General features: G+C 47.4%; 16 protein-coding genes. 7 read left to right on the forward strand and 9 right to left on the reverse strand.

The genetic code is table 11. The annotated features are described in order from the left end of the window. Positions 1–166: 166 nt before the first annotated feature. From B9Y93_RS18130 to B9Y93_RS18150, 5 genes are all read right to left on the reverse strand, one after another. Entirely contained in the window at positions 167–2,380 is a 2,214-nt protein-coding gene (locus B9Y93_RS18130) for a M1 family metallopeptidase (RefSeq protein ID WP_085496676.1), read from the reverse strand. Between the two features lie 228 nt (positions 2,381–2,608). Next, complete coding sequence (gene gerQ, locus B9Y93_RS18135; protein WP_425320358.1) at positions 2,609–3,007, reverse strand: spore coat protein GerQ; 399 nt, start codon at positions 3,005–3,007, stop codon at positions 2,609–2,611. Between the two features lie 185 nt (positions 3,008–3,192). Then, the gene (locus B9Y93_RS18140) at positions 3,193–3,618 is read right to left on the reverse strand and encodes a cell wall hydrolase (RefSeq protein ID WP_085496678.1); all 426 of its coding nucleotides are present in this window, start codon (positions 3,616–3,618) and stop codon (positions 3,193–3,195) included. A 222-nt stretch (positions 3,619–3,840) separates the two neighbouring features. Beyond that, positions 3,841–4,473 (reverse strand): NAD(P)H-dependent oxidoreductase, encoded by a 633-nt coding sequence (locus B9Y93_RS18145; protein ID WP_085496680.1) that lies wholly within the window; start codon positions 4,471–4,473, stop codon positions 3,841–3,843. Between the two features lie 487 nt (positions 4,474–4,960). Next, positions 4,961–6,196: a hypothetical protein gene (locus B9Y93_RS18150; RefSeq protein ID WP_085496681.1), complete on the reverse strand. Its 1,236-nt coding sequence runs from the start codon at positions 6,194–6,196 to the stop codon at positions 4,961–4,963. Positions 6,197–6,415: 219 nt separating this feature from the next. Between B9Y93_RS18150 and B9Y93_RS18155 the strand changes: the two genes are divergently transcribed. Then, positions 6,416–7,228, forward strand: coding sequence for a DUF368 domain-containing protein (locus B9Y93_RS18155; protein WP_085496682.1), 813 nt, complete (start codon positions 6,416–6,418; stop codon positions 7,226–7,228). Between the two features lie 132 nt (positions 7,229–7,360). Here the strand turns inward: B9Y93_RS18155 and B9Y93_RS18160 are convergent, their stop codons facing one another. Then, positions 7,361–9,256: a PrkA family serine protein kinase gene (locus B9Y93_RS18160; RefSeq protein ID WP_085496683.1), complete on the reverse strand. Its 1,896-nt coding sequence runs from the start codon at positions 9,254–9,256 to the stop codon at positions 7,361–7,363. 313 nt (positions 9,257–9,569) lie between these two features. Here B9Y93_RS18160 and B9Y93_RS18165 point away from each other — a divergent pair, with 313 nt between their 5' ends. Continuing rightward, positions 9,570–10,370, forward strand: a complete 801-nt coding sequence (locus B9Y93_RS18165) for a DUF2161 domain-containing phosphodiesterase (protein ID WP_085496684.1) — start codon at positions 9,570–9,572, stop codon at positions 10,368–10,370. 10 nt (positions 10,371–10,380) lie between these two features. Here the strand turns inward: B9Y93_RS18165 and B9Y93_RS18170 are convergent, their stop codons facing one another. After that, positions 10,381–11,592, reverse strand: a complete 1,212-nt coding sequence (locus tag B9Y93_RS18170) for an aminotransferase-like domain-containing protein (RefSeq protein ID WP_085496685.1) — start codon at positions 11,590–11,592, stop codon at positions 10,381–10,383. A 254-nt stretch (positions 11,593–11,846) separates the two neighbouring features. Here B9Y93_RS18170 and B9Y93_RS18175 point away from each other — a divergent pair, with 254 nt between their 5' ends. The 4 genes from B9Y93_RS18175 (at position 11,847) to B9Y93_RS18190 (ending at position 17,275) form a co-directional block, all read left to right on the forward strand. Next, complete coding sequence (locus B9Y93_RS18175; RefSeq protein ID WP_085496687.1) at positions 11,847–13,514, forward strand: glycerol-3-phosphate dehydrogenase/oxidase; 1,668 nt, start codon at positions 11,847–11,849, stop codon at positions 13,512–13,514. A gap of 79 nt (positions 13,515–13,593) precedes the next feature. Then, complete coding sequence (glpK, locus tag B9Y93_RS18180) at positions 13,594–15,081, forward strand: glycerol kinase GlpK (RefSeq protein WP_085496689.1); 1,488 nt, start codon at positions 13,594–13,596, stop codon at positions 15,079–15,081. 708 nt (positions 15,082–15,789) lie between these two features. Then, positions 15,790–16,200, forward strand: a complete 411-nt coding sequence (locus tag B9Y93_RS18185; protein ID WP_085496691.1) for a hypothetical protein — start codon at positions 15,790–15,792, stop codon at positions 16,198–16,200. A gap of 13 nt (positions 16,201–16,213) precedes the next feature. Then, positions 16,214–17,275 carry a phosphodiester glycosidase family protein gene (locus B9Y93_RS18190; protein WP_425320354.1) on the forward strand — a complete coding sequence of 354 codons (1,062 nt, stop codon included), beginning with the start codon at positions 16,214–16,216 and terminating at the stop codon, positions 17,273–17,275. A 334-nt stretch (positions 17,276–17,609) separates the two neighbouring features. Here the strand turns inward: B9Y93_RS18190 and B9Y93_RS18195 are convergent, their stop codons facing one another. Both B9Y93_RS18195 and trmL read right to left on the reverse strand, forming a co-directional pair. After that, a complete protein-coding gene (locus B9Y93_RS18195) occupies positions 17,610–17,858 on the reverse strand; it encodes an AbrB/MazE/SpoVT family DNA-binding domain-containing protein (protein ID WP_085496694.1) in 249 nt (82 codons plus the stop codon). Positions 17,859–18,048: 190 nt separating this feature from the next. Beyond that, on the reverse strand, positions 18,049–18,513 hold the full coding sequence (gene trmL / locus B9Y93_RS18200) for a tRNA (uridine(34)/cytosine(34)/5-carboxymethylaminomethyluridine(34)-2'-O)-methyltransferase TrmL (RefSeq protein ID WP_085496696.1): 465 nt from the start codon (positions 18,511–18,513) through the stop codon (positions 18,049–18,051). A 305-nt stretch (positions 18,514–18,818) separates the two neighbouring features. Here trmL and B9Y93_RS18205 point away from each other — a divergent pair, with 305 nt between their 5' ends. Continuing rightward, positions 18,819–20,567, forward strand: coding sequence for an ABC transporter ATP-binding protein (locus B9Y93_RS18205; RefSeq protein WP_176228973.1), 1,749 nt, complete (start codon positions 18,819–18,821; stop codon positions 20,565–20,567). Positions 20,568–20,634: the final 67 nt, after the last annotated feature.

The raw sequence follows: 20,634 nt of genomic DNA on the forward strand, positions 1-20,634 counted from the left end.
ATGTAAAGTACTAATCTCCCATTCGGTAACCCCATACCTAAGTCGAGCAATTTGTAGTAAAGGATCTGCATATGAGCAACTATGGTAATTACCCCCCATAGACTAGGTATACAAAAAGCCGCAGAATTCACTCTGCGGCTTTTTGTACAAATACTGTATGAATGACTCATTCGGCAAATTTTTCAACAAGCGGATTGTAGGTATACTTCTCATTTAATACCGTTCCATCTTGTTTATATACCATATATTGATAGAAGTTGTTTGTAACGGCCATCGTCTTATACGGCGCCTTGGAGAGGAATTGTTCTTCTCCTTGTGCGCTCACTTGATCCCCAGTCCAAAAATAATGCACAACCACACGATCCTTATTATACGGATGCACGAGCCCGTAAGCCCCATATACGTTTGGTGTCTTCATTGTCTCTTTCCAAGGAAACGCTGCCTCAGCCGCCTTTTTAATCAGCTGCGGTTTTAGCGCCTGAATAAATGCATTTTTGTTTGAATGTCCCATTACGATAACATTGCTCTTCGCAAGCGTCGATTCCAGCTGCTGCTTTACAGCCTGACGCTCCGTAACAATGAGAGGCTTCACGCCGTTCATGGCAAACATCTGATTCAATCCTTCAACGAGCATTTGCTGTTGTTCTTGCGCCTTCTTGCCTACTCCATCTGCCAGTACGATGGCCACAGGCTCGCCGTGCATCGCTTTGTGAATGAGATTAATCATCGTTTGCTTAGGAAGGTCGGGATATCCGCTCAGCACGCCATCATACATTTGGAGATTAATGAGCTTCATATATTCCTGCATCTCTTGCTCACTCATTTGGAATTTCGGATTCAGCTCATAGTTGGGCTGATTGATGTTTTTATCCATCAGATCGCGCACCTCTTTGCCAAGCTGGTCCTCTATTGTCTGAAGCAAGCCCTCTACCGTTGCATTTTTATAAGCATAACGCTTGAAATACTCCTGCATAAAGGCATCAAACTTCTCTTCCCCTACAGTACGATACAATTCGTACAAGGCTGTCCGTCCTTGCTGATAATACAACAGATTCCACATGCTTGCTGTCTCTTCGTTCGTGGAATTGATTTTTTGATCTACTGCCCCAGTTGACAGCCTGATCGCATTGAATCCACTCAGACGATTCCCCTGCTTCTCATAGAAATAGCACATCGCAAAGTCAGCAAAGCCTTCATCAAGGAATGATTCATGCTCTGAATCATTGCCGATGATGGAGTGGAACCATTGATGCGCGATCTCATGTACCAGCACAGAATCATCGGCAGGCACAGCATTGGCATTGATGGCCCCCATCTGAACGAGGCGAGAGAACTCAACAGCTACGCCTTGTACATAGGATTCAACAACACGGAACTCTGGATATTCGTAAGGCCCAAATTTGTCACTGAAGAAGCTTAACACTCCCGCTACATGATCCAGATACTGTTGGATGACCTGATCTTTTTTCGGATCATTGTTCTCGTTCAAGTAGAAGTACTCAACGGTTCTTCCATTCGTCGTTTTGCTGGCCTTCTTGAACTTCTCGCTTGCAAAGAACACGAATTCACGCGTATTTTCCGCTTTGGCTGTAACGATCTTGCGTCCTTCTCCTGCCTTCGTTTCTGACAAGCTGCCTGGCATCGCTACAACCATCTTCTCGGGCACATTCAAGCTGACATTATAGTCGGCAACCTCGTAATAATCCGTTTCAAATTGCTTGCTGTAAGGTTCCTTCGCCCAGCTGTGCGTCTTCTCATTATAAACAGAAGCCACAGGGAACCAGTGTGCGCCGTTGAACAAATTCTTGTATTCCGACAACCGCTGCATGCCATACGGGATCTTCGTCTTATATTTCATGTTCAGCTTAATCTCACTGTTCGTTTGAAGACTTTGAGGCAGTTCAATCGTCAGCGCCTGATTCTCGTTTTTGTAAGCAAGGACTTGTCCAGTTGCCGCATCCTTCACCTCCAAGATGTCAATGCCGCCAAGAAATTCCTCAGCAGATATACGAGGATTTTCTTTTGCTATCTCTGCATTATTGGATTCAAACATCGACGTTTGCGTTTCTTTTGAACGGTTTGCATCTGCAAACAAGCGGAATACCAGCTGATCAAGCTTGTCCTTCGAGCTGTTGCGGTATGTAACCGTTTGGGAAGCTGTAATGGTTCGTTCCTGTACATTCAGTGTGCCTTGAATGTCATATTGAATATGTGGAGCCTGCTCCTTGAGAGCATTAGCTGCTAATGCAATATGTTCATGCCGTTCGGAATCCTTCAAGGCATAGGCCGTATTCCCATTGGCAAATGGTGTCGCAAGCATGGATAAAGCCATTGTGAGTGACAAGGCACTCAGCATGATGCGTCGTCTTGATTGGTTCATGTTGATCACTCCTTAAGGGATCTAAAAATATACTGAAATCATATTCAGAAGTATAGCGCACCTCTTTGCGGCACGCGATGGATTTACCTTATGGATTCTTACAATGTTGTCAGCTTGAGTGTCATGTTGATGAGCGCTAGGCAGATCATCAGAATGGTTCATGATGGAGCAAAAGAAAAAGGGAATGTTCTTCACCCAGAACCATTCCCTGTATCATCCAGCGTTAAATTATTCTGATTCCGGTCTAGCAGGATTGCCAACAACACCCGGATATTCGTAGGCAAGCGGCTCATCAAACGTAATATAATCCAGATTCAGCGTCAACAGAATGATTCGCTGTCCTGTCACCGGGTCACTGATAATGATATGATCGCGTCCTGCTGCCTCCACGACACCACGGAAGATCTTGGCATTCCATTCGCTGTTGTTCTCATAGGTCATATAGAACGTGCCGACTTTGCCTAAGTTCATCCGAAGAATGTTCTCAACATATGATTGTTCGAAGCCGATTGGCAGCACCGTGCCTGCCGGTGTCATCAGATTGCCGCTGCTCACCTGAGGGGGAACAGTACCTTGCTGTGCTTGCGGCATTTGCGGCATCATTTGAGGCTGAGCCTGCTGCATCATTTGCGGCCATAGCTGCATGCCCTGCTGGGCGTAAGGAACAGGAGTGCTTCCTCCGCAACCGCAGCCGGTTCTTTGGAAGGCTGCCGGATAGGAAGGGAATGCTTGCTGTGCTTGCGGTTGATACATCGTATATGCCATTACATCTCTCTCCTCTTAAAAATATTTATCTCTTGTGCTCAAGGATCTTATCGATATACCTGTGGACAGTCCTCTCCAGATGGAGTGAAGAAACAGTGTGCCTTGAATCTGCCTGTATTCTGCTGGTTATACCATGTTGGAGGACAACTGCCGGCTGGACGGAAGAACCAAAGGGCATTCGATGCCGGCCAGAACCTCTCACCGTTAATTACTCGCTGCGCAAGGCGAACATCACGATCTCTTGCCCGTTGATAGAAGTAGCTCTTCTGAATAGCTTCGAAGCCGCCTGGACTCTGATACACCATATCATCCATGCTGCGTATGTTTTTAAAATCCAAGCAATCACCTAATATGCGATTTACTCCAACATTGCCGACCATCAGCATCCCCTGCTCTCCTTCGCCTTCAGCTTCAGCTCGCATGAGCCTAGCTAAAGTCTGCACGTCGTTGGAGTTGGTTCTAATAACTGCCATATCTCGTTATCCCTCCCTTCACACGTTACCATCATATGTGCGAAGGCCTATTTGGTGACAACGAACCATGAGTCTCCTTCAACGAGGCATCCTCCCTATACATTCCGATAATCCTCACCATTAAAGCCATATATGATAACTTGGCCAATTGCCCTAATCGAACGAAAAAGGAGCCTTCCTGAGGAAGACTCCTTAATGATGATAACTGACAGAAATGATGGATTAAACCAAAGCGAAGTGGCGTTTTACGCTTTCGGATGCGCGTACCTTAGCAGCCTCAAGAATCTCTTCTGCTTTGTCTGGTGTAGCATTCATGCCTTCAACGACAACATTTTCATACTCAGTAATGCCGATGAAGCCCATAACAGCTTGCAAATAGTTGTTTGCGAATTGGAAGCCTGGCGCTTGGGAATAGTCGCCACCGCGAGCTTCGATGTGAACGACTTTCTTATCTGTAATAAGGCCTTGAGGACCTTCAGCTGTGTAGCGGAATGTACGACCTGCAATCACAACATTGTCAATATATGCTTTAAGAAGCGGCGGGTAGCTAAGGTTCCACATCGCAGAAACGAATACAACCATATCTGCTGCAAGGAATTGCTCCAAGATGTCATTCATGCGAGCCAATACCGCCTGTTGGCCTTGAGACAAGTCAGCGCCTTGAGCTGCTTTGCCCCAAGCATCCAATACTTCACCATCGATCATAGGAATATGCTCTTCATAAAGATTCAATGTTGTCACTTCAACATCAGCATTTGCTGCTTGGATCTCATTAACATAATGGCTTGCTAGACGAAGGCCATAAGACATAGCCTCTGGTTTTGGGTTGGAGTTGACAACAAGTACTTTTTTCATAAAAAATATACCTCACTTTTCGACTGTTATTATGTGACTTAAAATAATTAACTTACTTTTGATTAGTATATTATCTCGAACAGGAGACAAAGTCAAGTGCTTTGTTTGTAAATTTTTTCGTTCGAACATCGCTCATCATTTGTGAGGTAATTCACTTACTTGCTTACCCCGGTGCCTCTTTTTCTGAAACCTCCTCACTTTTCAAAGCATTTTGTATGAAAAGTTTACGTCTAAAATTATACAACTCGCTTTATGTGTAAGCAAGTACATATGAGGCCGCTAGTATCGACAGTTTTGTGACGCCGGATATTAAAAGAAAATTTGATTTATTCACCTCGAAATAAGGGTTTGCATCATTTTTACACGACTAATAGAAGAGAAGCAATCATCGACTACTGGACTCCTATTCTGAAAAGTAAACAGAGCGACTCCTATAAGGATGTCGCTCTGTTGGATTCATTTAAGCTTACACCATAAATGGTTTAAGCTACTCTACCGACTCGGTGTTAACTGCAGACGTGATGCTAGTGGATTCAGAAGCGCTAGTCATGCTTGCTTCATCATCTTGAGCCGCTGCAGTTACGCTGGTAACTTGTCCTGTTGGCTGATAGCTTTGCGGAACCACATTCGTATGTGCGCCATGCGTTTGGGCTGTAATGCTTTGCGTTTGACCAGATGGCTGGTAGCTTTGCGGAACCACATTCATATGTGCTCCATGTGTTTGGGCTGTTACGCTTTGCACTTGCCCGTATGGCTGATAGCTTTGCGGAACCACATTTGTATGCGCCCCATGTGTTTGGGCTGTTACGCTTTGCACCTGTCCATATGGCTGGTAGCTTTGCGGAACCACATTTGTATGTGCTCCATGCGTTTGGGCTGTAATGCTTTGCGTTTGACCAGATGGCTGGTAGCTTTGCGGAACCACATTTGTATGCGCCCCATGTGTTTGGGCTGTTACGCTTTGCACTTGGCCATACGGCTGGAAGTTTTGCGGCACTACATTTGTATGTGCGCCATGTGTTTGGGCTGTTACGCTTTGCACTTGGCCGTATGGCTGGTAGCTTTGCGGAACCACATTCGTATGTGCGCCATGCGTTTGGGCTGTGATGCTTTGCGTTTGACCAGATGGCTGGTAGCTTTGCGGAACCACATTCGTATGTGCGCCATGCGTCTGCGCTGTTACGCTTTGCACCTGTCCGTATGGCTGATAGCTTTGCGGAACCACATTTGTATGCGCCCCATGCGTTTGGGCTGTTACGCTTTGCACTTGTCCATATGGCTGATAGCTTTGCGGAACCACATTTGTATGCGCCCCATGCGTTTGGGCTGTTACGCTTTGCGTTTGACCAGATGGCTGATAGCTTTGCGGAACCACATTCATATGTGCTCCATGCGTCTGCGCTGTTACGCTTTGCGTTTGACCAGATGGCTGATAGCTTTGCGGAACCACATTCATATGTGCTCCATGCGTCTGAGCTGTGATGCTTTGCGTTTGGCCAGATGGCTGATACATCGAAGGTGTAGACGCATAGTTAGCTGCTGTATAACCAGCACTATTGCCCATCTGGTTAGAAGAATAGTTTTGCGGCATTGAGTTCGTATAACCCATGCCATATGTAGAACCAATACCTTGTGTGCTCGACGTTACAGAACGATTCATCGCTTGACCCATCGTTCCTTGAGAAGCTGATGAATAGAACCCGCCTGAATTCGTTTGTTGCATAGGTAAATTCCTCCCTAGGTTGCATTAAGGTTATCCATCTGAGCAGTCCTACTCAGCTGACAAGCTTATTATTCTTCCAACCAAAGGAATATTATGCATCTTATTTGCGTGTTTATTAATCGAGACTTCAAGTGGCTTTCATGATAAAATAAGCGGGACATGAATATATGGCTATCACAACCATCTTTTGGAATGTCATACAAGAAAGGGAGAGGATTAATGTTTGAATGGAATAATATATGGCGAGGTATGATGATCGGGACAGCCGACCTCATTCCGGGTGTAAGCGGAGGAACGATCGCAGTCATCCTCGGCTTCTATGATCGTCTGATCCAAGCCATAAGCGGATTTTTCAGCAAGGAGTGGAAAAAGCATCTCGGGTTCCTCATTCCACTGGGTATTGGCGTGGGAGCAGCACTCGTGGTTTTAAGCCGTGTCATGAAGTGGCTGCTTGCAAACCAAGAACAGGCCACTTACTTCTTCTTTATTGGGCTGATCTTAGGGATTATCCCCTATCTCTATAAAAGTGCTGACGTGAAGCGCAACTTCAATGGCATCCATTATGTGCTGTTTCTCGTTGCTGCCATCGCAATTGCGTTGACAGGACTGCTTGTGCCATCGGATGCCCATGAACATGTAGCGATTGAGCTTACATGGATGTATGGCCTTGGCTTATTTGGCGCAGGCGCGCTCGCCAGCATGGCGATGCTGCTGCCTGGTATCAGCGGCTCCTTCGTGCTTCTGCTGCTCGGCGTGTATCCGATCGCCATTGAAGCCTTGTCCACCCTGAATATTCCGCTGATTGCCATTATCGGATGCGGCGTCATGTTCGGCTTTATCTTAAGCAGCAAGCTGATCAAGTACTTGCTCGCGAAGCATCCAAGCACGATGTACGCCATTATTATCGGCATGGTCGTTGGCTCGCTATATGTCATCTTCCCGGGTATTCCTAGTGGACTAGCTTCTATCGCGCTCTGTGCGGCCGCACTTCTGCTCGGGCTGTTCTGTTCCCTGAAGCTTGGCAGCAAGTAAGGCTGCTATTCAAGCCCGTATGCGCTCCTTGCAATGATCGTATTTTAATATGGTGAAAGTCGAATAAACACAAAAAGAAGGTGTCCCAGCTTATGAAACGCTCTTAAGCTATGGACACCTTCTTCTTTTTCCTTAACGATTCAGCAGGCTGCCGACATAGCGGAGCAGTTCATTCGCGCATACAGGGCAATACCCGTGCTCATCAATGAGCCGTGCCGTAACTTCATTAATTCGTTTCAGCTGATTCTCATCTGGCGTCTTGGTTGAAGTCGTAATCTTCACAATGTCCTTCAGATCCGCAAACAGCTTCTTCTCCACCGCTTCACGCAAGCGATCATGACTTGTGTAATCGAACTTCCGTCCTTTGCGCGAATATGAAGAGAGTCGAATGAGAATCTCCTCCCGGAATGCCTTTTTCGCGTTCTCTGACACCCCGATCTGCTCCTCAATCGAGCGCATTAGACGTTCATCTGGATCCATTTCCTCATCCGTGAGTGGATCACGAATCTTTTTCCAATTGCAGAACGCTTCGATGTTATCCAAATAGTTCTCAAATAAAGTCTTTGCCGATTCCTCAAAGGAATACACAAATGCCTTCTGCACTTCCTTTTTTGCAAGACCGTCAAACTCCTTGCGTGCGACCGAGATATAATTCAAGTATCGCTCACGCTCTTCCTTCGTTATGGACGCGTGCTGATCGAGGCCATCCTTCAATGCTCGAAGCACATCTAGCGCGTTAATGCACTGAAGGTTCTGCTTAATCAAAGCACTGGAGATGCGGTTTATGACGTAACGAGGATCAATGCCCGACATTCCCTCTTCCGAGAATTCATTTTGCATTTCCTTTAGATCGTTATCTTTGTAGCCCTCGACTTCCTCTCCATCATACATTCTCATTTTCTTAACGATATCCATTCCCTGCTTCTTCGACTCTTTTAATCGAGTCAGGATCGAGAAGATCGCAGAGGCCCGCAAGGCATGAGGCGCAATGTGCACATGCTTCATATCACTTTGCTCAATCAGCTTGCTGTAGATTTTCTCCTCTTGGGATACCTTTAGATTATAAGGGATCGGCATCACGATCATCCGCGACTGAAGAGCCTCGTTTTTCTTATTGGAGATGAACGCCTTGTACTCCGATTCATTCGTATGGGCTACGATAAGTTCATCGGCAGATATTAAGGCAAATCGACCTGCCTTGAAATTACCTTCTTGCGTCAGGGACAATAGATTCCACAGAAACTTCTCATCGCACTTTAGCATCTCTTGGAATTCCATTAAGCCGCGGTTTGCTTTATTCAACTCTCCATCAAAACGGTAGGCCCTTGGATCAGATTCTGAGCCATACTCCGTAATGGTAGAGAAATCAATGCTTCCGGTTAAATCTGCAATATCCTGTGACTTCGGATCAGATGGGCTGAAGGTTCCAACCCCGACACGATTCTCCTCAGAGATCACGACTCGCTCCACTAAGACCTGTTCAATATCGCCATGATATTCGGTTCGAAGCCTCATCTGGCAGGATGGGCACAGATTTCCTTCGATTCGCACACCTAGCACTTTTTCGACCTCTGGCCGAAGCCCATTGGGAATCAGGTGCAAGGGCTCCTCATGCATCGGGCACCCCTTAATCGCAAAGACTGCTCCGCGCTCTGAGCGGGAGAACTGCTCCAGCCCACGCTTAAGCATCGTTACAATTGTTGATTTCCCCCCACTTACAGGACCCATTAGCAGTAGAATCCGTTTGCGAACATCCAAGCGCTTAGCAGCAGAGTGAAAGTACTCTTCGACCAGCTTCTCAATCGCTCGGTCGAGGCCAAAGATCTCTTTTTCAAAAAACTTATATCGAACCTGGCCATCGACTTCCTCGACACCATGCGACGCAATCATCTCATACACTCTTGCATGAGCGGTCATGGCCGGAGAAGGGTCATTCTTCAGCAGTTCAACATATTCCTTGAACGTCCCCGTCCAAGTCAAGCGTTCACTCTCGGCGCGGTGCTCTGCAATCCGTTTGAATATGTCCATCCCTCTAACCTCCAATGCTCCCGATTTGCAACACAACCTCCATCGCCGTCAATTCTATTTGTATATTCATGTTGTTGCTTACCTAACGGCCGCAAGACCAATGCCATGTGACCGTCTAGCAAATTTAGTGTATTACATACCTATGCGGGCGCCTTGGAATAGTTTCACGAAATTTGTAGGACACCCCTTAAAGAAACATTGTCCATTCGAAAGCGCTGCACCAAGTATCGTCATGCTATAATGAGGAGGAACGATTGGATTCGGAAGAGATGGAGCATGTCTATCCTGATATTCTTCTTGAAATGAGGTTAACATGACAAACACAGACCCTACACCTGTCAAAAAAACATCCAAAGCCAGATTGGAGACTGAACTGTACGCGCCGATCAAGCAGTATTGGGAGGAGCGCGGCTATGAGGTTCGAGGGGAAGTACGGCACTGTGATCTGGTTGCTATTCACCCTGCTAATCCGGAGGCCCCCGTTATTATTGAACTGAAATCTTCCATTAACTTAACATTGATTCTTCAAGGCCTAGAACGGCTGAAGGCTTCATCCGCCGTATATATTGCGGCTGAGAAGAAGCGAGAGGGAAAGCAAAGCAGAAAGCGCTGGAGAGGCATCGAGGAATTATGCCGCAAGGTTGGGCTTGGGCTCATTACCGTCACCTTCTATAGCAGAAAGCCGCCCTTTGTAGAGATTCATTGTCAGCCTTTTGGCAGCGAGACGTTAGACCATGAAGGTCTTCACAGCGAGCTAGCTTATGCGGCAAACCGTCCAATCAAGACGCGCCAAGCAAAGCTTGTTCGAGAGTTCAGCGGGCGTAGCGGCGATTACAATGTGGGCGGAAGCAGCAAGCTGCCGCTTGTTACAGCCTATCGCGAACGTGCGCTTCGGGTAGCGGAAGCATTGCAGCAGGGGCATTGCCGGCCTGTGCATGTCAAGCGTGCAAGCGGAGTTGGCGATGCTGCGAATATATTAAGAAGCAACTACTATGGATGGTTCAAGCGTATAGAACGCGGCACCTATGCGCTAACGGACGGAGGCCTGCAGGCACTGGAGCATTATGCTGATGTGCTAAGCTCCTTGCCTGCTGCCATGCCTCCTGCCGAGTAAAGCCCTTTATTTAACCTGCGTAGCGGCCGAGGAATTCCTCGACAGCCTCGCTCAAGCGATTCATGCCTTCATGGATGATCGTTGGCTCTGCAAAAGAGTAGTTAAGACGCATCGTATTGCGCTTCGGCTTCTGCGCGAAGAAAGGTGCTCCAGGTACAAAGGCAACGCCTTTTTGCACGGAGCACTTCAGCAGCGCTTCTGCATCAAGCCCCTCCGGAAGCTCCACCCAGAAGAACATCCCGCCCTGCGGCATGGACCACTTCGCTTCTTTGTAGCAGCGATCCTCTTGCAGGTGCCCGGCCATCGTTTCCATTCGCTCGCGATAAATGTGAGATAGCTTCTCAATATGCTTATCGATGGAGAACGTCTCAGACACAAGAAGCTCACTTAGAATAAGCTGGTCAAGCACACTGGAATGCAGATCGCAAGCTTGCTTACCTCTAGCCATCATGGCAATAATCCGCTTATCTGCGACCACATATCCTGTGCGAAGACCTGGGGCAACCGTCTTGCTGAACGTACTTGTATAAATGACAATGCGGTCCTCCCCCTTGCCCTCTAGCTTCGCAATATTAGGAACGGCTTCTCCGCTAAACCGAAGATCGCCGTATGGGTCATCCTCAAGAATAAGCACATGATTCGCTTTGCATTGATCAAGCAGCGCTTGACGGCGCTCAACACTCCAGACCCTTCCTGAAGGATTGCCGAAGGTCGGAACGACGTACACAAACTTCGGACGGTGCTGCTTCAGCTTCTGCTCAAGATCCTCTGGAATCATGCCTTGATCATCGCTTGCTACGCCGATTACATCCGCTCCATACAGCCTTAGCACCTGCAAGCATGCCAGATAGGTGGGATCTTCAACGAAGACGACATCTCCCGGGTTAATAACCGCCTTCGCGAACAAATCCAGGGTCTGCTGTGAACCTGACGTAATCATAATGTCATCAAGCGATCCATGGATGCCGCGCACCCGGCTTAACCGTTCTAGCACTCCTTCGCGCAAAGATACGACGCCTTCCGTCAATCCATATTGAAGCGCTTGTGGAGCTTGTGATAACACGCGATCAGAAGCTTCTCGAATATGTTCAATTGGAAACCACTCTTCAGCAGGCAGCCCGCCTGCAAAAGAAATGATGGATTGCCCTTGTGTTAGCTTCAAAATATCACGGACAGCCGAGCTTTCAATCGACTGTATGCGTGATGAGAACGAATATTGCATGATAGAACTCCCCTTTCCATTTCCAAGATCATACACCCAAATCGAGATTGCTGGCAACGGACTTCTTAGGCCGCAATCGTGATATTTGTTACATGTAAGCGCATACAACTTCATATTATGTTCATAGTCTAACTTTTCATAAGTAATCTCGTTTTATGGTTCGCTCGAACTGAAATTTACCGTGTGTGTTCTGAGAGTTTATTATCACTCTTTCGATGGATTTATCACATCATGTATATAAGGAGGGAAAGCATATGTCCTTCTCTGCATGGGATCGCAGTCAATGGCTCAAGCAAGCGGCTGTCAAAATGCCTGATCTCGTCGTGATTGGCGGTGGTGTTACCGGAGCTGGCATTGCTTTAGATGCTGCGCTTAGAGGGATGAAGGTGCTTGTGGTAGACATGCAGGATTTTGCTGCAGGAACGAGCAGCAGATCGACAAAGCTCATTCACGGCGGCCTTCGTTATTTGCAGCAGGGCGATCTTAAGCTTGTTCGAGAGGTAGGACGTGAACGCGCCATCGTGCACCGCAATGCCTCTCATCTTGTTCGGGCTGAACCCATGCTTATCCCTATTCGCAAGGGCAGTGCTCATAATAAACTTGCGATATCGCTTGCGTTATATGTGTATGATCGATTAGCCCAAGTCCCAAAGACGGAACGACGAACGATCCTTACTCCTGAGGAAACCCTGCAGCGTGAGCCGCTGCTCGCTCGAGATCATCTCGTTGGCGCAGGATCGTATTATGAATATCGAACAGACGATGCCCGCTTAACCATTAGCCTGTTGAAGACAGCCGTGGAGCACGGTGCAAGAGCGATCAATTATGCACAGGTCGAGCGCTTCCAATATGATCAGGAGCGGATCAGCGGTGTAGTGATCAAGGATCTGCTTACCGAGGAATATTACCGGATACGGGCGCGGGCAGTCGTTAATGCTTCTGGTCCCTGGGTAGACCGTCTGCGTGCGCTTGAATCGACAAAGCCAAGCAAGCGGCTGCTGCTGTCCAAGGGAATTCATCTTGTTTTTCCTTACGCGAAGCTTCCTATTAAGCAGGCCATCTATGCAGAAGGCAAAGATGGCAGAATGATATTTGCCATTCCACGCGGGAACATTACCTATGTAGGAACAACAGATACGGTTTACACCGAGCAGCAGCTTAAAGAGCCGCCTATGACCCTCGAAGATCGCCATTACTTGCTGGAAGCGGTCAATCATATTTTCCCGAAAGTTCGCCTTACTTCCTCCGACATTCTGAGCGGCTGGGCTGGACTTCGTCCTCTTATCTATGAAGAAGGCAAATCTCCGTCAGAGTGCTCGCGCAAAGATGAGATCTTTGTCTCAACTAGTGGACTTATCTCTATTGCCGGCGGGAAGCTGACGGGGTATCGCAAGATGGCAGAGCGAATCGTGGATCGAGTCGCAAAAATACTGTACCGCAAGACTGGAAAAGTGTATTCCTCAAGCTCCACTCTCCATACCCCGTTATCTGGCGCTGTGCAGGGAGCAGTAGATGATTATGTGAGATCCTGCAACAAGGAGCTTCCTCCGAATATTTCCACTGCTGTTTATGCTTCTTGGGTAGAGCGATATGGCTCTCATGCTGAACAACTGGTGCAATGGACAGAAGAGTATGCAATAAAAGCAGCATCTTCAAAACGTCCTGAGCCAAGCCATCTTGCCCTTGAGTCGCTAGCGGAGCTGCATTACACCATCTATCACGAGATGGCCGTCACTCCTTCTGACTTCATCATACGCAGAACTGGACTTGTCCCCTTCAACATTGAGCATGCAAAACAGCTCATACATGGTGTATCATCAGAAATGGCTGCCATGCTGTCATGGAGCATGAAGCAGACAGAAGCATATCGCTTAGAGGCCGAAGCCGCTGTTCAGCGAGCAACGACATTTGAATCTGTGTAATCAATTGATGTTGTAAAGCAGGCAGGACGAACCCCAATCGTCCTCCTCCTTTGCATATATAAAGGAGGAAGCATGATAGATGAGCACTTATATCCTAGCATTAGATCAGGGAACAACCAGTTCGCGAGCAGCACTTGTGGACAAGTCAGGCTCAATTCGGCATATGGCCCAATACGAAATTACGCAGTACTACCCTGAAGCGGGTTGGGTCGAACATGATCCCATGGAGCTTATCGCCACGCTGAATCAAGCGATTCAAGACTGCTTGGAGCAAGCAAACATAGATGCTGCAGAGATTGCTGCTATTGGAATTACCAATCAGCGAGAAACGACAATTCTATGGGATAAAGAAACGGGACAGCCGCTCGGGAGAGCCATTGTCTGGCAGTCAAGACAATCCCAATCCATCTGTACGGAGCTAAAGGCGAATGGGCATGAGCCCCTCTTCCGAGATCACACAGGACTGCTGCTTGATCCCTATTTCTCAGGCACTAAAGTGAAATGGCTGCTGGATCATCATGAAGGGGCGCGTGAGAAGGCTCGGCAGGGGAAGATTATGTTCGGTACGGTCGACACCTGGATTATCTGGCATTTGACGAATGGACAGCAGCATATCACGGATCGCTCCAACGCCTCGCGGACCTTAATGTACAATATTCACACTCATGCATGGGATGATGAACTGCTTCGGCTACTGGACGTGCCTGCTCAGATGCTGCCAGCGATTAGAGGCAATGCGGATCTTATCGGCAGCGTGCAGAAGCATCCGCTTCTTATAGATGGAACACCGATTACCGGAATAGCTGGTGATCAGCAAGCTGCATTGTTCGGTCAAGCTTGCTTTCAATCCGGCATGGCCAAAAATACATATGGCACAGGATGCTTTCTGCTTATGAACACTGGGTCAACCGCCGTCGCCTCCCAGCACGGGCTGTTAACCTCGGTAGGCTGGGAACTAAGCGGACAGATCACTTATGTGCTCGAAGGAAGCATATTTATCGCAGGCTCCGCCGTACAGTGGCTAAGAGACGGGCTAAAGATCATTCAATCCGCTGAGGATACGAACGAAGCAGCCGCCTCGCTCCCATCCTCAGAAGGGGTGTATGTGGTGCCTGCCTTTGTCGGTCTAGGAGCGCCTTATTGGGAGAGTGAAGTCAGAGGAGCCATCTTTGGCCTTACAAGAGGAAGCGAGCGCAATCACTTGATACGTGGTGTTCTTGAATCGATTGCCTATCAGACACGTGACGTATTGACAGCCATGGAGGCAGATGCGGGGATAACGCTGCACACCTTGAGAGTAGACGGCGGTGCTACAGCCAATCCCTTTTTGATGCAGTTCCAAAGCGATATTCTGCATGTCCCAGTACAGCGTGCCGCACAGCATGAAACCACCGTACTAGGAGCGGCTTATTTTGCTGGCCTGGGCGCAGGCTTCTGGAAGGATCGCGATGAGTTGGCTCAATACTGGCAGTCCAGCCAAGACTATCATCCCCAGATGGACGATCAGCGTCGTCAATCCTTGTATGAGGGATGGAAGCGTGCCGTTCACGCGGCAATGTCATTCTAGTAGCATTGTCCTATTTCTTATAATTAGCTCTGCTAGAACGGAGCCGTTAAGATGTATGGTCGCCATTCCCTACCTGCCCCCTCTTCATAAAGACCTTGATCTCCTCTGCATGTGGACATCAAGGTCTTTTCGCATGTACAGAGCATGCTAACACCATCTGCAACGATATGTAACGGACGGCATTATAGCTTTGAAGAAATAATGGTCCGATCAGCCTCATCCACTGCAGCTTTTGACTGCTGTTCATTTCCAACCTTTCCAACCTTACAGCCCTCCGAACAAGACAAGTGGATGCAATCTATCCGAACAATTCACCATCTCTATTTTTGTTATATTTGGATTATGCTTACATTATCTAATTATGAATATTTCCGAGGAAATATTCATATTCATGCATCACTTTTTCCCGTTAGGATACACGATTATGAACGAACCTCTAACAAATATGCTCTCCTAATATACGTCATTAGCGTATACGCGAATAACTCTACTTTTTGCTGATGTACCGCGAATTCCTCCTTTGTGTTCTCTCCTTACTCCCTCCTATGTCCTAAGGAGCAAGCGGTTATTGCTTGATTAGGAACCGCTGCGCTATGACTATCTGCGACCTTCGACCTTTTGTCACGTCTTGACAGCCATGATAGAATGATAGAATGATTTGAAGACCGAGTCGCAACAAGACCGACTCTATGTTTTGAGGTGATTGATATGCAGCCTTCTTTGGAGCCACAGCCATCTGACGTACCGCGTTCCCGAACGAAGGATAAAAAAGCTAGTCCGCTATGGTTTTTGCTATTCTGGATTGTGATGATTGGGGTCGGCGTTGCCGCAACCTATTTCTATAGCCAGCATATGAAAGCAAACATGATCAAGCAATTGGAAACACAGACCGCTCAGCAGATTGCAGCGGTGCAACAAAGCTACGAGGAACAATTAAAGCAGATGAATTCGAAGCTTGATGAGATGCAGAGCAAGATTCAATCCTTTAACGAACTGCTCACCTTCACCAAGGACAACGCATCCAACAAGACCGACAACAGCAACAAGCTGTACACACAGCTCAATGATGTGAAGAAGCAATTGGATGAGCTAAAGAAGAAGATGGACTTGTTGAAGTAAGGAGGTTCTTTGATTGAATATCAAGCAGGTAAATCGCACCTTTATGATGATCATCGCCCCCTTCTTCGGCATGCTGCTATGGATGCTGATTTCGACTCTCACGATCCAATTGAGTGACTCGGCCATAAAGCTTCCTGATCTCCAAGTCTGGAATGATAAAAACTCACAAATTATGCAAGGACTGGATGATGCAGGCTCAACTGTTCATTTTACTGTGGACACAATCGAGAAGAGCTCGAAGCTGTATAATCAGATTACGGATGTAACAAGCAGCATCGTTCAGACTGCTTCTGCGCAAGCCAAGCGACCGGAGACCATATACAACCGCCGTATTACATCCAAGCTTGGGACTCCCATGGATACTGTACATAGCGACAAGATTACGGCAGAGCTGTATCGCATTCATCAAAGCACTTATTCCGGTTATGCATTGAAGGTCAAGCTCAAAGATCCCCAAGCGATGAAGATGACACTGGGCAAGGATAAGGCTGGCGGCTCAGAGACCACCATGCAGGCGGTCAAGCGCTACGGAGCCGTTGCTGGAGTTAATGCAGGCGGATTCGCCGACGGTAGCGGCAAGCGCTACCCCTTAAGCACTACGATGCTCAATGGCAGCTATGTGGGTGGATTCGAGGCAAGCTACAAGGATCTCACCTTTGTTGGATTAGACAAGAAGGGTGGATTGATCGGAGGCAAGTTCCACAGCCAGGCTCAGCTCGACGCACTGTCTCCTTCATTCGGCGCAACCTTCGTGCCCCAGCTGCTCAGCCGCGGAATCAAGCTGACGATACCGGAGAAATGGAGCAAATCGCCGCTGCGCGCACCACGCACGGTCGTTGGTAATTATAAGGATGATCAGCTGTTGTTCATGGTGATCGATGGCTACAACGAAAGCGGTAGCTCAGGAGCTACCTTGGCTGAGCTGCAGCAGAAGATGATCAATCTGGGCATACAGGATGCATATAATATGGACGGTGGCGGCTCCTCTTCCTTGATCTTCAAAGGAAAAGTAATAAATTCGCCTTCAGATGGCCAGCTGCGCCCGCTGCCCACGCACTTCCTCTTTTTCAAATAATCGCATTCCTTCATTAGAATGTATTTCCTTTTTGGAATGTTTTGGTTATAATGTAGGGAGTCTAGTTGGAGGTGTGCAGCATGTCCTTGACATTCTGGATTATTATGCTCGTCCTCGTTATGTTCCTCACAGCCATTCTTACATCTGGCTACAATGAGGACAAGACTAAGGGCCTATAATGGACGGAAGAAGACTTCTTGCTTATGCAGGGGGTCTTCTTTTTTGCGGATCGTGATCCGCTTGCTGCTGTATACGAAAATTGGCCTGCAGCTATCCTCTCCCGAGAGAAAAGAGCCTGCAGACCAGTGGAGTCATGCCTTATGAATAATGCCTATTATCTTACCAGATGCACCATATCATTCATGCATTGATTGCATATGTATCGTTCTTTGAATTCTGCAACTTCATCCATCGAACCGCAGAATACACATTTTGGACGATAACGCTCTAGAATAATATGGTCGCCTTGTACCAATATTTCGACAGGATCCCCTTCATTCATCTGATAACGCTTTCTGAGCGACTTCGGAAGAACAATGCGTCCTAATTGGTCTACTTTACGGACAACACCGGCAGGTTTCATCAGTAACACCTCTCTTTATATGTTCTATCTCATGCTTACCCTAGATAACACTGCCTGAATAACTTCGATAAAAATTAGGAGATTCCTGCTGAAAAATGTCAATTGCTGAAATTTAATATTCGATAGAGCTAAATATTAGAAATCATTATTTATTGACCCCCATACAATTAAATGGAGTTTTCATGTCTCATCAAGACAGTTCAGGAAAACCAAGCTGCCTTAGCGCTTCATATACGACAATCGCAGCAGAGTTGGACAGATTCAACGATCTCACCTTGTCACTCATCGGCATTTTGATGCAGGTCTCTCGATTCGCTTCGATCAGCTCAATGGGCAGACCTTTGGTCTCTTTTCCGAATACGAAGAAATCCCCATCTTGATACGCAAAATCAGCATAGTACTTATCCGCCTTTGTCGTCGCATAGAAGAAGCGCGCTCCTGCATACTTCTCCTTTACTTCCTCAAAGGAATCATGGTATTCAATCTGTACCGCGTACCAGTAATCAAGCCCCGCGCGCTTCAATGTGCGATCATCCGTGTTGAACCCAAGCGGTCGAACAAGATGAAGATGGATCCCTGTCGCTGCGCATGTTCTCGCAATATTACCTGTGTTCGCTGGAATTTCAGGCTCGACCAGCACGATGTGTAAAGCCATGTTATGCTCACCTCACAATTATTCCTATCTATTATACACGATTTTGAGTGAGACGAGTCGAAGGCACACTGCTGCAATTGATGCGCAAAGCTTATACATGTCGCGTCATTCAGCAGCATCAATGTTATCTATAACATTCGTATATATTTTAACATGACTTCCACATTCCTCAGCATGAAATCTGTGTACATCTTTAGACGGATGGAAATATCGGCTTATCGTTCGATGTTCATGTTAACGCTATCATGATAATATACCAATATATTCATACGACATATACATAAATGAGAACAGGAGTTGTAGAGATGAAGAATAAGGGGAATTCCACTTTCCGCCGTTTGCTTCCTTACATGGGGAAGTACAAATGGTCTTACGGCGGACTAAGCTTGACCATGCTCGCCGATATCGGCTTGAATCTTACTTTTGCCTGGTTCCTGGCTAAAGTACTCGATGCAGCCGTATCCGCACAAACCGATCAGTGGAGAGAGCTTATTCTCATAGGCATCGGCATTCTAATCCTGATGACCATCACGTATTTCACTGACAGCTTTCTCAAACATTCAGTGTCAGCAAACATTCGCAACGACCTTCGCCAGACAGCGATGAGCCGAGTCCTTCGTTATCCGTATGCTCATTTTCATTCCAAGCATTCTGGCGATCTCATGTCGCGCATGACCAATGATAATCAGACTATCGGCGGTGCCTGCACCTTCTATTTGATGGATTTAATAAAGAACCCGCTGCTAGCCTTCTGCTCCTTCATCTATTTGTCCATTCTGCACTGGCAGCTTGCCTTGATATGTCTATCAATGGGACCAATCATGCTCGTCATGGGCGCTCTCTTCGGCAAGATTATTCGTCGAATCAGCCTGCAGATTCAATCACAAAAAGCAGAGTCGACAACGATCCTGCAGGACATTTTGCAATCCTTTATGGTGCTCAAAACATTCGGCTTAGAGCCCAAGCTATTCCGCCGGTATCAAGAGAAGAGCGATCAGATCGTGTCAAGCGAGGTGAAAGAAGCCAAGATCCACGGTATGGCGAACGGCTTAAGCGCATTGGTCAACTTCTTAACCTTCATGATCGCGATGCTGATGTCCGGCTATTTCGTTGCCACCGGTTCCCTAGAGATCGGCGCCATGGGTGCCTTTATCCAGCTGATGAACTTCCTCGTACATCCCTTTACCCAGCTTCCCAACATGTGGGCCAATCTGCAGCAGGCGCTAGGTGGAGCAGACCGTGTATTCGAAGTCATCGATGGGCCTACTGAATTCAATGACATTAAGGAAGCGCCTGTGGCCGACAAGAAGCCATCTACGATGTCGGTTCAAGATGTGTCATTTGCCTACGAGAAGAATGCTGCCCCAATCTTAGAGAAGGTCAGCTTCCAGGCAGAGGCAGGTCAAACCATTGCCGTTGTCGGGCCGAGCGGAGGCGGGAAATCAACACTGTTTAAGCTGCTGCTTGGCTTCTACCCTCAATTTCAAGGCAAAATTCAACTTAATGGGGAAGGGCTGGAGGATCAGCCGTTGGAGGAATGGCGCAGTTATTTCTCCTATGTACCGCAGGAAACCTATTTATTCAGCGGCTCCATAAAAGACAACTTGCTGGACGGCAATGAGCAGGCCACGGATGCGGAGCTCGAAGAAGCCCTTAAGCAGGCTAACGCATACGAATTTGTCCAGGCGCTCCCCGAAGGGATTCATACCAATGTCGGGGAAAAAGGAACGCGTCTGTCAGGAGGGCAAAAGCAGCGTATTGCCATAGCTAGAGCAATCCTTAGAGATGCGCCTATACTGCTCCTAGATGAAGCAACCGCCGCTCTTGACAATGAATCAGAGGTGCTGGTGCAGCAGGCGCTGACACGACTAATGAAGCAAAGAACCACCCTTGTTATCGCCCATCGTCTGACTACAATCCAGCATGCGGACGTTATTCTCGTGCTTGAGAGCGGTCATATTGTCGAAAGAGGCACTCATGAGGAGCTGTTGAACAGAAACGGCAAATACGCAGAGCTGTATAATCGAAATGCTGAAGAACTGATTTCTGCATAAAAACGTAAAGATTTTACATCCCGTTTACGTACTCTTAATGTGGCGTTGATCATTGGGGTTCATAATG

This window comes from Paenibacillus aquistagni (assembly GCF_900177815.1).
Classification (GTDB): domain Bacteria; phylum Bacillota; class Bacilli; order Paenibacillales; family Paenibacillaceae; genus Paenibacillus_B; species Paenibacillus_B aquistagni.